We start from the raw sequence: 14300 nt of genomic DNA, 5'->3' as shown, positions 1-14300 counted from the left end.
CGGCATCACGGTGACTGCGGCTACGACCGTATTTTACTCGCAGCGGGCACCCAATTACCACGTAACTTCCACTTCTTGCAAGTTGGGTAGCTTTTCTCGCAAGGCGTCGATTCCAGCGTGGGCACGCACTCCTTCAGCACGCGTCGTAATGATGAGACGATTTTCTTGAATTCGAAATCCCAAACCAAGCGGATTGAGCATCTGATCAATAACATCTCGCGGCGGCGTCCCCTTCTTCGTGTGCAGCGTGATCTTCACGTCGGATAGCCCGCTCTGATCACCACCGATCTTTTCGACGTCGACGCTGCATTCCATGTCCAAGACTGACGCAAAGTAATCGAACATATCTGTTAGCGGGATTTCTTCGGAGTCATGGTCGCCGAAATACTTAGAATCCAGACAATCTGCGTCGCGTCGGTTTGAGCAGATAATCTTTTCAAGCTTTCGAAGCGAGTGCAAATGGACCATGCCGGCGTCAGTGACCGGCGCGCGAAGCTCAAGGAACTTCAATTCTGTCAGATGAGACAAACTCAGCAGGGCATTATCGGTGAACGAGCCCTCTACAGTCAGATACTCAAGGCGAGTAAGGTTGGCGAGATATGACACGCCGACGTCGGTAATCGCAGTATTTGGATCGGTCGGGTAACTATTGGATGCGAGGATCAATGACTTCAGCGACGTCATTTTGCTTAGCTGTTTGACGTCATCATCGTTGAGCGAATCACTAATCAGGCAAAGCCCGTCAAGCTCCGGAAACTGCATGACCGCCTGAATAAAGGGCCGCAAATGTTGTGCGGGTATGGTGTGACTTTCAACGGTAACGTCTACGACCGTTTGAAAGTAATCGTCACCGACGATAGCGCGCAGCCAAGCGGGACCACGAGGAGTGGGAAGCTCTGGCCAGGGTGTGCTACTCCACTCAAAGTCGTACCGGACGAAGCCTCCGAGCGCCTGAATTTGCTCCACCGCATGGTGCTTACGGCGCGCGGGGATTACAACCAGCGCGCAAAACGTGGCCACGAGTGTTACCAACACAAGCAGCCCAAAAATGCTGAATTGAAACCAGCGGCGACGTGCGGTGTTCGACATACGGTCTCGCCATGACTTCGGCTACGACCGTAGTTTACTCCCGTCGCATGGCTACTTCAGCAGCCATCCCACGGCGTCGAGCGTTTCTTTCTCTTCGGTGCCGTCGTACGAGGTCACGGCATCCGGCTTGCCGGCCGCTTGATAGGCGGCCGCGACGATTTCCGGCGGTTGGCTCCCCTCGCCCGCCAGCCATAGTGTGTGCGGCGCCGCTAAGGAAAGGAAACCGGGGACGTCGCCGTACTTCACCGCACCGGGCAGGAAGTTCACGTCGTCGATCTCGGTGAGCTTCGCGAAGCGGAAACCGGCGGTATCGATGGCCGCGCGATCAACGGCCGTGCCGGCTTGCGCTATGGCCGCGGCCACCCACGGACCTGCCCCGTCGAGACCGATCAGATCGACGCGCTCAGGCTTGTCTTCGTGATTCTTCACAAAGGCCACGATCGACAGCAGATCCTGCACGCGCGCCGAAAACAGCGGATGGTTGTAACCGGTGGTATAGCCCGAGAAAGCGCGGTCGTTTTTCACGCGTCGCGTCTTGGTGGGCGCCTTGCCATCGGCGTTGAATTCACCTTGATAGAGCAGGTCGACCCCAACGACGGTCGTGCCGGCGTCGAGCAGCTTGCGCACTTCCGGTTTAGGTCCGCCGTCGCTGCCGAACAATCCAGACTTGCCGGCCTCGTCAGCCCAGACGACGACTTTCTTGTTCCACTGCTTGGGATGCAGAAAGATGGTCGGCAGTTCGGAACCGTGCTCTCGGTTACGGACGAGTCCGAGAAACTCGGTGTAACTACCGCGGTCCTTCTCGGCCACGTTTTCGTAAGAAAGTTCGTCGGCGGTCGGCAAGCGGTGACCGATCATCACGTCAGCCGCGCCACCGATCACGCGGCGGTATTCGTCCAAGGTTTGCGCATCCTTTGGCGCGAGCGCCGCGATCTGCTGTCGCGCGTCGTCGGTCATGAAGCGCAATAGGCTGCGCTCGTAATCCTCGCCTGAGGGCGGGCGCGGGTGCGAGCTGTCCCAGACGGTCATTTCGTCCTTCGAGAGCGGGACGTAATCTTCCTCGACGACCGGCTCTTCCTGGTCGAGCTTCAGATGATGGTTGAACCAGCTATACATCACTGCGCGGCTGACGTAGTTGTAGTTGTGTCCGAAGTGATTCAGCGGCTTGGCCATGATGTTCAAGTCCGCACCGAGCAGCTTGTAGAGCTGCTGCAGCTCGGGCAGACCCTTAGTAGCGATTTCCTTGGTCCAATCGTCGGCGCCGGTCATTCCCAGCGGCTTGGGGGCAAACAGCCCGGCGAATTCAACGTTGCCGGTGTCGACCCGCAACAGCGGCGCGTTCTCGCACGTGCAGCCCCCCTGCATCCCGGTCGACACCATCACAGCGGGAAAGGCGACGGCCGGTCGCGGGTCGATGCCACACAGTAAGAAGGTCTGCGTGCCGCCACCGCTGGCGCCGGTTACGCCGATGCGCGCCGGATCAACATCGGTAAGCGAAGTGAACCAATCGAGCGCCCGAACCGAGTTATACGTTTGCAAGCCCATGATGCTCTGCAAATGCAGTTCGGCCTGCGGGCTGAAGAAGCCCCAGTCGTCGGCCGCTTCCATCTGCGGCCGGCGGCGTTGATGCCGATGGGCCAGGTCAAACGAAAGTTGCTCGCTATCGGCGTAGCCCACCATATCGTACGAGAAAACCACGCAACCCATTCGCGCCAGTTGCACGCACAGCGATTGCAAAGGGCTGCGACCGCCCAGCTCGAAGCGCTCGCCTCCTTCGACCAATTGTTTGCGTACGACGTCGCGGCCGGCATCGTGAAAGCGGCCGTGGTTCCAATGACCATGTGGAAACAATATGCCTGGGCATTTGCCGGTTGCGTCCTTCGGCCGATACAAGCTGCCGGTGACGAAGTGTCCTGGGTAACTTTCCAGATAAACGCGCTCGACGGTGTATTCAGGCCGCTCGACGCGGCCGTGGATCACGGCGTTGGCCGACGTCATTTTCGGCATCGGCCAAATGCCCTGCGAGACGAGGATCTGGCGGCGCACTTCCGCGGCGCGCTTGTTCCAGGCCTCGACCGACGTGGGGGGCGTGAACGGAAAGTAACCGTCCAAGTCTTTCAACGGCTCGAGCCGCTTATCCGCAGGAAGCTTGCCTTCGGCAAGCACGCGCGGCGCAGCGTTCACCGCGGCCGGATTGGCAGGATCGGCCGCGGCTGAGTTCGATGCGAGAACCGCAAGTGAACCAACGAAGGCGCTGACGATGATGGCCAAACGAACCCGAACAGAAATCGTCGCGGGCATGGGTGCAGACTCCGGAGGCGGGGTACGGGGCGGAGGGGCAGGCAAGCTGACTATCTCTGCCACCACTGTAAATCACGGCCAAGCGCGGTGCCAGAGCCGGCCGCAGAGGCGGGATTTCTAGTTTGGCAAGCAAGAATCCCGCACCACACCAGCGACGACGTGCGCCGAAAGATTAGTACTCCTTGCCATCGGTCGGCTTGGATTCTTCCGACGAGCCGTTTTCCGATTTCTGCGGCCCGTCGCTCGGCGTCATTTCGCGCAACAATTGTCCGGCAACAGCGAGATTCCATTTCGAAACCCTGGTGGCAAGACATTTTTCGAGATACTCGCGCGCCAGGTCGTCGTGACCGTGATCATGCAGGTAACGCCCCGCGAAATAATCGAGGTTGGCCTGATTGTGGACGTCGTAGGTTTTCAGTTGCTCGTCGAGGGCCGCGACGTTGGGCGCCGCGTCCGCTGGCTGGTGGTAGGCGTCGTTCAGCCATTTGGCGAATTCGATATTGGCCGTGGGGAGATTCCCCTGCCCGGTGAGCTTCGAACCGCGATCCACGGCGCCGACCAAGGCCGCGTCACGGGCCGCGGTGTTGCCGGCCTGGTCTTCCAACAGCGCCAGATGAATCGCGGAATAGGGCTGGCCCGAGATTTCGAACGCCTTGGCAAAGGCTTTCTTCGCCAGGTCTTGTTTATCGCATAACAGGTGATAAACGCCCAAGCGGTCCCAATCATTTCCGTTCGAACTGAGCGATAGCTGCGGGGCGATTTGTTTGGCCAGCCGCTGGGCCGCGTCCTTATGTCCGTGGCCGGTGCGGCAGCACCAGAAGAACCAATCGAGTCGCGAGTCGGAGTAGCGCTCGGCCGTGGCCTGAACCAACTCCTCGGCCTGATCCCAGTTCTCCAGCCCTTCGTGGCAGTCCGCCGCGCAGATCATGGCCCAGGCGGCACCGCTTTGCGCCGCGGCGTTGGCGTACGGTTGCGCGCGGTGGAAGTCTTGCTGTCCCATGAAGTAGCGGGCCAGCTTGACCTGCGTGTTGGCATGCGACAGCGCAAAATCCTCGTGCTTCAGCGATTCTTCGAGCGTCTGCTGCCATTTGTCGGTTTGCTTTTGCTTCCAATAAACGTCGGCCAGCGTGCCGAATCCCCATTGGTCGGGGGACAACTCGATGTAGCGCTGCAGGCAGCGTTCGGCATCGGACGACTGCCCCAACCGGGAATAGCGCAGGCCGAGCGCCTTGCAAACCACGGCTTGATTGCGCCCGTCTTTTTCCCAGTCGACCAGCTTGTCCTGCGAGTACTCCGGATCGTTCGCCACCAGTAGTGCAATCGCTTGCGGCGAGTGGGGACTGACCGTTTGCAGCAGGTGAGCAAACTCTCGCGCATTGGCGAATTGCGCCATGCGTTCGAGGTCTTCGGCCGTGTGATCTGTATGCCGCCAAATCTTGTCCCACCAAATCGTACGTATGCTGCCGCGGTCGGCGCTCGCATAACCGATGCGCTGATGAACTGGCAACAAACTCAAGCCCAGGTCCACGGCCTGCGAGCTTTCCAACAACTTCGCGATTTGCTGCACGTCGCGCTGTGGGTCGAGGATGGCCGTCTTCGCCAGAGGCAAGTACGGATGGTCTGCCACGGCGGCGAACGCGGTCGGCAGTTGATCGCGGTAGCTGGACGACGGCAGCCCCAGCCCATCGTGGAAGAATTCCAGGCGCCGGAAGACGTGAACGATTGTTATGTCTTCGAGCAACCGGCCGAGTAATTCCCAGCTCGGCTCGCGCGTGTCACGGCCGACGGCACCCGCCTGCACCAAGCTCTTGACCAGCGCGGCACGCGGCGCACCGCCGGCCCAGGCCGGATCGGGATGCCCTTCGATCATGCCCAGCGCGCGGCTGCGCAGCTCCTCGTTCACGCCGGCCGGCAGATCGGAGAATTGCCGCAAGCGATCTTTGATTCGCTCCCCCAATTCCATCGGCGCTTGCACCGTGGTCGTATGTCGATTGATCACGCCCGAGTACCGGTCCATCGAATCACAGATCGCATAACACTCGGGCACCACCTCCAGCGCTTTACGGCCGGCGGTCAATGCCATGCTTTCGCAATTGGAATTCTCGACGACCAGGTAGGCGCACAGCGCTGCGAGTTCGGCCAGATCGTCGTCGGCCGGAGGCTTTTCGAGCGCCGGGGCGTCGTAACGACAGAGTGCTTCGATCAAGGGAACCCAATGCGTATACAACGGTGGGCGAGCTCCCTCGGCCAACATTTCGTCGGCCGGCACGTCGTTTTCGGGGGTCGCGGCTTTCAAGTCGGCCAGGGCCGCGGCGTGCAATCCGGCCAGCGCTTCGGCATAGGCGCGATGTTGCAATGACCAGGGGCTTTGCTCGTCGCGCGCCACGAGCCGCTGCGCGTAAAGCAGCGATCGCGCGGCGAATGCCTTGTGCGAGGCGTTCCAATGGAACTTCGTCAATTGGCCGAGATTGGCGTACACGCGCACCAGGGCCGCCAGCGTCTGCGCCGATTCCCCCTCGTCGCGCACCAGCTTATGCACCTCGCGCAGCGCAGCCATTTGCGAAAAGAAGTTCAACTCGGCGAGGCGTTTTTTCGACCGCTCCGCGAGAAGAACGGTCTTGTCGACTTTGTTCGCGTTACCCTGCATGCCGGCTTTGCGCAGCGCGTCAGGAATCTCGGTGCGTGTGAGCGGTTCAACAGCAACGACCAGCGCCGCGTAATCGACCAACTTGCCGACGCCACTCGGATAAGGGAGTTCCTTCTCGTAAAGAACCTCGGCGGCGTCGCCCTCGCCGCGCGTGATGCGCAGGCGTACAAACTTTCCTTCGCTTTCAGCGGTGTGCGCGTCGAGTACGAGCGCATTAGCATCGTCCGTCGGCGCCATACTCTCGCGCAGCGTCATATCGCGCGTGGCCAGGCCGAGCTCTTCGCGCGCGGCCAGCAGCACGGCCTGGCGCAGAATTTCGCGGACCAGCAACTTGGCGGGCGTGAACCTGGTCAGCGAGTCGGGCTCGGCCGCGGCGAGACAAAACGATTTCGGGCCAGTTTCGGTCGTCGTCGGTTCCGCGGCGTTGGCAAGGGAAACGACGACGATGCCCAACGATAATTCAGTGAGCAGTCGCGCAAGAGCGCTGCGCATGGCGGTCCTCCGTCTGCACGACCGAGATTGAAGCCTGGATCCCGCCCGGCGACCGCAGGGGCCTTTGTTAGGGGCGCATCGCCAAGGTTATCCGCGACTGTACTGCCGCCACGAAGCGAAAGCAAGAAAGGGACGACCGTGAACTTATTTGCGTTCGGTGAACTACGTTGAAATGCACTTTCAGAGCAGGCAGAAGCCGTCTCGTATTAGGCGGAACCCGCAAAGTCGAAGCACGAACGCTGAAATGACACTCGTTGCAGCGGCACTGACGAGAATCAGACTGACGGGAAAGTCTTCGGGGTCAATTCGGTGAATCCCGCTGATGAACGCGACAGCAGCCAGAGCAGTAAGGGCTCGCCAGACGCAGTTGCGACTTCCGAATATCGCGAGAAAAAACAGAAAACATGGGACGGTGTAAACAATCCCGATGACAAGTTGTCGGAGCAGTTCAATTTCAAATATTGTCAGGTGCCGAGGCTGCATCTTGTCAACCTCGACTAGCATCGGTCCGAGGAAGGGAACTGCAACGAGCAAGCCGGCAACACCGGCCATAAGTAAAAGAACTTGCCGAGTTCCGAATTGAAGACCAGCTTGAGTCGTTGAAACTGCCTCACGATTATCTCGTCGGAGACGATAACTTGCGCCGCGAAGCAACAATGCTCCTCCCAAAGTGACGACAGCCGGAGCCACAATAACCGCGCAGAGCAAGACTCCACCATATCGATAGACAAGCCGTGGGAAGAAAGTGTAGTTCAGTGCCAGCAGGGCGTATGCGATCGACGCAACTAGAACGCGACGTCTAAGCGACATCTCCGTCAAGCCGCACCAAAACGCAACGAGAGTTGCATCGCTAACCCAGAGACCATACGCCAGAAATGCGTGGAAGAAATCTTCGTCATACCTTGGCCAAAAAGGCCTGACGAGAATGGGCGGCCAGCACAGCATCCACAGGTAGCCAATCACTACCGTTTGCATGGCCACAAGCAGCAGAACAGTTCGCACCGGATGCGCCGACGTTCGTTGCAGGTGCCTTATATGAACGAGCGATGGGGAATCCACGTGTCACCATTTCATATGGCGGCTTGCTTCAGATTTCAGATTGATTACGACCGTGGAAGCGTCCACCGGTTCATGTGAATGCTGCCGACACATGGTTCGTGTACATCACGCTGCGACGAAAGCACGCCATCGGCATACGCCATTTTAACGTGATCCACCTTGCGGCGGTGCGTGCTTGCGTAGGAAGCTCGTGAGCAACCCCTGGTCGACGATGCCCTGCGGCATCAGTTCAGTCCGGTCGGCCAAGGCCAGACGGCGACCGTCGCCATCGCAGATATACAAAACCGGCAACTGGAGCTCGGCCAGGTCGATACCGCGCCCACGGGCGACCTTCGGCCCTTGTTCGCTCTTTTTTCTTGCCACGTCGATGGGGATCATCTGGTAGTCGCTCAGCGCGGCGAAGATCGATCCTTCGGTTTCATAGAACGCCTCGAACAGATTCTGTGTCGCGCCGGCCACGGGATCGGCGAAGACGAGCAGCACTCGCCGATGCGATTCCTCGGCCCCGGCGACGGCAGCACTGTAAGCCGCCAGCGGTTTTTCGACGGCGGCGAAATCCTTGAGCACGCGATCTCGCAGGCCGGGCGTAGGGCGCTGCCGTTCGTTGACGATCACGTCTCCAAACTCGATCGGCTGCGCCGACGTGGCGCGCACCTCGGCCACGTTGCGGCTGCGACCAGCCTTGGGGTCGGTCACCATTGAGACTTCGATGGCGCGCCCCACGATTATGTGCTCGAGCGTGAAGCGTCCCTCGCCATCGGTTTCGGTGCTGCCGCCCCCCGAGGTACGCCATGGTGCATCCGCGCCCCCCATGTAGACGCGCGTACCATAAACCAGCTCACGCCGGGTAAGCGGCTTCTTCGTGACTGCATCGACAAGCCGTCCCCGGGCTGTGGCCACCGGATTGAGCGCGATCGTGGCGTGTCGTTCGTCGGACGTTGCATCGGCGACGCCAGCGAGCGTCTTGTCCTCGCTCGTCGCGAACAGCACCAGCGGATGCAACGAACGGGTCAGTTCGAAGCGGCCCTCGGCGTCGGTCGTGACCGATAGATCCGTTGGCGCCAGATGACTGCGATACACGCCACTTACCTTGGCGTTGGGCACAGGGCGCGGCGGATTTCCCGTCACAACCAGGCCCGAGAATGGCCCATTCTCAGGCCGCGGCGCGACGAAGTCGAACGTCAAATCTCGCTCGTCGGTAATTGTGAACTTCTGGATGTCGGTCTGACTCGGACCGCGCACATCGAAATTGCCAGGCCCGGCGAAGAATTCGTAGTAGCCCTCGGCGTCGGTCTTTCCCCACTGCACGATCATGCTCCGGACATAGTGCCGGGGGCGATCGTCGTCGGGCAGCTCAATCTGCTCACCGGCCTGATTCAAATCCTGGCCATATTGATACAGCGACACGTCTTGATTAGCGATCGGGCTGTCGTCCGTGCCCAACGTAACGCGGCCATGAATGCGCGTGGCCGGCTGCAGCTTGATTTCGAGATTGTCGATCGGTTTGCCGCGCCGCACGACAATCCCATCGCGCGGCGCCGCGGCCCATTGCCGATCCTGCACGACGATCATGCACAACTGTTCGGGCCACGCCTGGAATTCGAACCGGCCGTTTTCGTCGGTCTTCGTGTGATCGCGGAAGTCATCAAGGTCGTAACTCTCACCATCGGCGACCACATTGATGCCTGGCGCTGGGCGACCATCATCGAAGCGGACATGGCCGCTGATCGGCACAACGCGCTCGAGCCGGGCGGTGACCTGCCCGTGATCTTTCGCAGGATCATAAATGACGCGGCGTCGAGCGTAGGCGTCGCCGCTCAGCGGCCAGAACTGCAACATCTCGGTCGACCATTTCGGGATCCAGTCGAACGTAGCGACGCCGTCTTCGTTGGTGATCGCTCGAAACTCGGACTGAATCATTGAAAAATTCACCTGCGGCTGTTTCGGCTTGTCGAGTAGCCACAAAGTCAGAGGTACTGCCGCGGCCGGCTTTCCGTCAGCGTCGACGAGTTTGATCTTTACGGTTTCGGCCCCCGCGAGCGTCAGCGACACCGTCTCGCCAGACTTGGGTTGCGGTGGGAACGTTTTAGGATCGATAGGGCGGCGTCGACTTCCATACGAAACGTAATCCAGGCCAACGCCAGCTTTGTAAGCTACGATGTCCGCCACGAGCAGATCTGCCGGGCCACGTAGCGCAGCGCTGCCCAAGGCATCTGTGATAACCACCGGATAGACGAGATATGTGGATATCACAACAACACGAGCCTCGGCGACCGGCGCGCCCGCTGCATCGACCACACGCACAGGGATGTCTCGCGCAGGGGCCAGCGTCAGCCGCAGATCGAGCATGTCCGCAACTAGCTCGTCGCGCTCACCGTGATCAGGCTGTGAATAGAATGTTTGCCACGAACCATCGGCGGTCGCGGCATGCAGCGCCAGGTCGTAGGCGTACTCGCGGGGAATTCGTAATTCGAATCGGCCGTCGGTGCCGGTGATCGTAGACTCAGTTTGGATATGCCAACGAACTCCTGTGACTTTGACACCGGCTGCCGGCCGATCGTCCGCATCGACCACAGTGCCGGTTACGAGCAACGGTTCTTCCGCTGAGCTGGCTGCGCTATCCACGGCGCGAACGCACCGGACAAGAACAACCGTGCCGAAGAGGAGCGCCAGAGTGACGCATACCGGCGAGAAGCGATGTTGATGTCGTTTATATGTTCGTAACATGCGCATCAGTTTAACGCAGAGCATGCCGTGATGCGAAGAAATTACATGGCCGGAGTGCCGGGCGATTTCCGATGCAACGAAGCGTCATGCGGGTTCGTATTCAAGCATCGGTTGCGACGCCGGGCGCTTGTCCCCGCGCGCGGCAGACTGCCGCATTACCCGTCGCGGGCCGTCAACAATGATCGCAGGGCGGTAATATCTGCCGGCTTCACCAGATGATGGTCGAAACCGGCGTTGCGCGTTCGTTCGCGATCTTCCGACTGCCCCCAACCGGTTAATGCGATCAGCATGATATTGTTGAAATCCACGCGGTTGCGGATCCGCCGGGCAACTTCGAATCCATCCATGCCAGGCATGCCGAGGTCGAGCAAGACGACGTCGGGCCGAAAGCCCTCGATCGTTGCCAGGGCCGTCGCTCCATCGTGCGCGACTTGCACCTCGCTGCCGAGATACTTTAACAGCATTCCCAGGCTGGTGGCCGAGTCTTTGTTGTCATCGACCACGAGCACCCGGCGCTGCGGCAAGCTGGCGGGCGTTTGGCGAATCGACGGTACTCCCGCGTCGTAGGGCTGCGACGCCGCAACGGGCAATCGCACCACAAACTCGCTCCCTTGCCCTGCCCCTGCGCTGTGCACCACGATCGTGCCACCGTGCATTTCGGTGAGACGTTTTACAAGCGTCAGGCCGATTCCTAAGCCCCCTTGAGCGCGATCTGTCGACCGGTCGACCTGCATGAACATGTCGAATACTTTCGGCAGCAGCGCGGACGATATTCCAATGCCGTTGTCGCGCACAGAAACCACGACCTCGTCTCCGTCGCGACGAGCAGTCAGCCAAATCTGGCCGCCGGGGTTCGTGTATTTAGCGGCATTGTTCAGCAGGTTCGCGAATATCTGCCCGAGTCGCACCTCGTCCCCGAACAGCTTGATCGGTTCCTGTGGAATGGTGATCGCGAGTTGATGGTCGGCGGCCATCATGAGTGGCTTGCTGGTTTCCATGGCGCTACGCAGGACGGTCGCCAGGTCGGTTTCCTCTTTTCGCAACTCGATTAGTCCGCGTGTGATGCGCGACAGCTCCATCAAGTCATCCACCAGGCGGACCATCTGATTGACCTGACGGTCCATCATGTCGTACACGCGGTCGGCGGTCGCGTCATTTCCGCCGCTCATGCGCAGAATATGCAGCGAGTTGCGAATCGGAGCGAGCGGATTGCGCAGCTCGTGCGCCAGGGTGGCCAGAAACTCGTCCTTGCGCCGATCAGCCTCGAGCAAAGCCGCCTCGGCCTGCTTGCGCTGCGTGATGTCGCGGGCGACCTTCGATGCGCCAATAACCGCGCCGGCGGAATTCCGAATCGGCGAAACGGTCAAGGAAACATCCAGCCGCCGCCCATCCTTCGCCACACGCACGGTTTCCAGGTGCTCGATGCGCTCGCCGCGACGCAACTTTTCCAAAAGAGCAGGCTCTTCCTCTTGTCGTTCCGGCGGAATCAGCCGCGTGATCGATTGCCCGATCATTTCTTCAGCCGAGTACCCGAACACGCGCTCGGCGCCCGCGTTCCATGTTTCGACGATTCCCTCCAACGATTTGCTGATGATGGCGTCGTCTGATGATGCGACGATGGCTCCTAGACGCGATTGAGTTTCAAGAGCCAGTTCCTGCTGGGTCAGTTGATTGCGTATTTGATACTGCCGTTGCCGGGCACGCAGTGCCGTACGAAGGACGCTGACCAGGGCGGCCACGCGTGTCGGTCGCTCGAGAACCGTTACGTTTCCGAGCAGTTCGATCGAGCGTGCCACGGCGGCCGAATCGGCTCCCTGCCTGGCGATGAGAATTATCGGCAAATCGGACCATTTCGGCTGACGGTTCAACCACTGGGTAAGGCAGCCGATGCGACTTTCGACAACCACTTCTTCAGCCAGCACGACGGCCGCGGCGCCGACGTCCAACTGCTGGCAAATCTCTTCCGGGGTGGCGCAACAGACGCACGCCATGCCCGCCTGAACGAGGATCGCCTCGGTCAACGCCGCGTCCTTGGTCGTGGGCGCAAGAACCAGGATGCGCTGCTCGGGATCCTCTCGGTCGCCTTCGGTCACGATCCGGTTCCTTCCCTTTGCGGAGTGGAACTCGGCTCGATCGTGGGGACCCCGGTAAGCACGCCGCGGAAGTTACGCAACGGCTCACCGACATGAATACCCCCTGCCTTCATATGGAACTCTCGAATCGTTCGTTCGTGCGCTCCACCACGTTTCTTAACAACGGAAATGGCCTGTCGCACTTCACCCTGGGCTTCGAAGTACCGCAGCAGAATGACCGCATCGGCCAGATAACTGGCGTCCACGGGCGACACCATGGGGCCGCCTATCAGTCCCTGGTGCGCGCCAATCAGAATCGTGGCGACTCCCACCTGCCCAAGATAAGTCAGCATCTCGTGAAGTTGAATAATCAAAAAACGCTCGTCGGGCATGGCGTTGAGATAGCCATTCAAGCTGTCAATCACGATCACCGCAGCGCTTTGTTGCTCGACGGCACGACGAATCGTGTGCGCAAATTCCCCGGGGGACAACTCGGCAGGATCGACTTGCTGGATCGTGACGCGACCATTATCCAAATGCTTTTGCAGGTCCATCCCCAGTCCCGCGGTCCGGCTCAATAACGTATTCGCGCTCTCATCGAAAATGAATAGGGCCGAGTTCAACCCCTGCTCTGCCGCCGACGTGACAAATTGCGCCGCTAGCGAGGACTTTCCCGAACCCGGCGCGCCAACCATCAGGGTACTGGTTCCGCGTTCGATGCCGCCGCCGAGCAACGCGTCCAACTCGACGATACCACTACCAAGCTTTTCCATAAACTGTGGAGAGCGATGCTCGCTGGCCACAAGCCGTGGGAATACCTCGAGCCCTCCACGTCGAATGATGTAATCGTGGTAACCGCCCCGGAAACGCACGCCGCGGTACTTGACGATCAGCAACCGCCGTCGCTCGGATCCGTATTCGGGATTAACCTGCTCCAACCGCAACACGCCGTGCGCGATGCTTTGCACCTGCAGGTCGCGATCCGTGCTCGTTAGGTCATCTAAGAGCAAGACCGTGCAGTTTCGACCGGCGAAGAACTGCTTCAAGGCCAGGATCTGGCGGCGGTAGCGCAACGGATTGGCCGCCAACAATCGCAATTCCGAAAGCGAATCAAAAACGACGCGGGTGGGCTTGATCCGTTCCACGTCCGCCAGAATTGTCTTCGTCGTCTCGCTCAATTCGACCTCGGACGGATGAAACATCGTGTATTGTTCATCCGGCCGCAGCACGTTTTCCGAAGCGACTAGTTCGCGGATCGTAATCCCGTCCAGGTTCCAGCCGTGCGAGGCGGCAACCTCGTGGAGTTCCTCTTCAGACTCCGACAGGGTCACATACAGCACCGGCTCACCGCGTTTGGTCCCCTCCAACAGGAACTGTATCGCTAGCGTCGTTTTTCCGGAGCCAGGCACCCCTTCCAGCAGGTAAAGCCGGTTCCGAGTCAACCCCCCACGCAGGATATCGTCGAGACCCGGAATACCTGTCGCCGAACGATTGCTGGCACATTGATCCGAATCATCTGTCATCAACATCAGCCCTTCTGCATAAAAACGCGGTCGTGCTTTGGCCCCGATTCTGAGGGTTGTCGGCCCGCGGAACAAGCTACGCGTTCTGGTACCTGAAGCACCTGTGGCAGTCCAGCGATCAGTTCGATTGAACGCAAAGCGATCGCCTCGCGGCATCGCTGTCGCAAGTTGCTCTCCTGATCGTCGCCCAGCAATGACTTCCGTCGAAGGCATCGCAGGCTTCGATCCGCCCCCTGCCCGACAAATCGAAGCCTTGAGTCGTCACGCTACGCTTACCCCCGCGAACTCGTTTCGCATCAAGAATGCAAACAAACCGCAAGTCACAAGACAATCGATGCGAATGGGGCAAAGTTCGCGAGTAACGAAAGAGCAATTCGCGCACCAGAAGCT

7 protein-coding genes are annotated in these 14300 nt (G+C 59.8%); all 7 read right to left on the bottom strand.

The genetic code is table 11. From position 1 onward, the window contains the following. Nucleotides 1–54 precede the first annotated feature (54 nt). The 7 genes from VGN12_06245 to VGN12_06215 all read right to left on the bottom strand — a co-directional run bounded on the left by VGN12_06245 (nucleotide 55) and on the right by VGN12_06215 (nucleotide 13910). Nucleotides 55–1089, bottom strand: a complete 1035-nt coding sequence (locus VGN12_06245) for a hypothetical protein (GenBank protein ID HEY4309034.1) — start codon at nucleotides 1087–1089, stop codon at nucleotides 55–57. 51 nt (nucleotides 1090–1140) lie between these two features. Beyond that, nucleotides 1141–3390, bottom strand: coding sequence for an acetylxylan esterase (locus VGN12_06240; GenBank protein ID HEY4309033.1), 2250 nt, complete (start codon nucleotides 3388–3390; stop codon nucleotides 1141–1143). A 172-nt stretch (nucleotides 3391–3562) separates the two neighbouring features. After that, nucleotides 3563–6529: a hypothetical protein gene (locus VGN12_06235; protein ID HEY4309032.1), complete on the bottom strand. Its 2967-nt coding sequence runs from the start codon at nucleotides 6527–6529 to the stop codon at nucleotides 3563–3565. Nucleotides 6530–6709: 180 nt separating this feature from the next. Beyond that, on the bottom strand, nucleotides 6710–7531 hold the full coding sequence (locus VGN12_06230; GenBank protein HEY4309031.1) for a hypothetical protein: 822 nt from the start codon (nucleotides 7529–7531) through the stop codon (nucleotides 6710–6712). A 201-nt stretch (nucleotides 7532–7732) separates the two neighbouring features. Then, the gene (locus VGN12_06225; GenBank protein HEY4309030.1) at nucleotides 7733–10315 is read right to left on the bottom strand and encodes a hypothetical protein; all 2583 of its coding nucleotides are present in this window, start codon (nucleotides 10313–10315) and stop codon (nucleotides 7733–7735) included. A gap of 155 nt (nucleotides 10316–10470) precedes the next feature. Beyond that, nucleotides 10471–12408 (bottom strand): ATP-binding protein, encoded by a 1938-nt coding sequence (locus VGN12_06220; GenBank protein HEY4309029.1) that lies wholly within the window; start codon nucleotides 12406–12408, stop codon nucleotides 10471–10473. Further along, on the bottom strand, nucleotides 12405–13910 hold the full coding sequence (locus tag VGN12_06215) for an ATPase domain-containing protein (GenBank protein ID HEY4309028.1): 1506 nt from the start codon (nucleotides 13908–13910) through the stop codon (nucleotides 12405–12407). The genes VGN12_06220 and VGN12_06215 overlap by 4 nt, the downstream gene beginning before the upstream one ends. Nucleotides 13911–14300 lie beyond the last annotated feature (390 nt).

The sequence above is a fragment of the Pirellulales bacterium genome (genome assembly GCA_036499395.1).
In the GTDB taxonomy this organism is placed as follows: domain Bacteria; phylum Planctomycetota; class Planctomycetia; order Pirellulales; family JACPPG01; genus JACPPG01.
The sequence above is the reverse complement of the archived record's forward strand: the minus strand, read 5'-3'. Positions and strand labels throughout refer to the sequence as shown.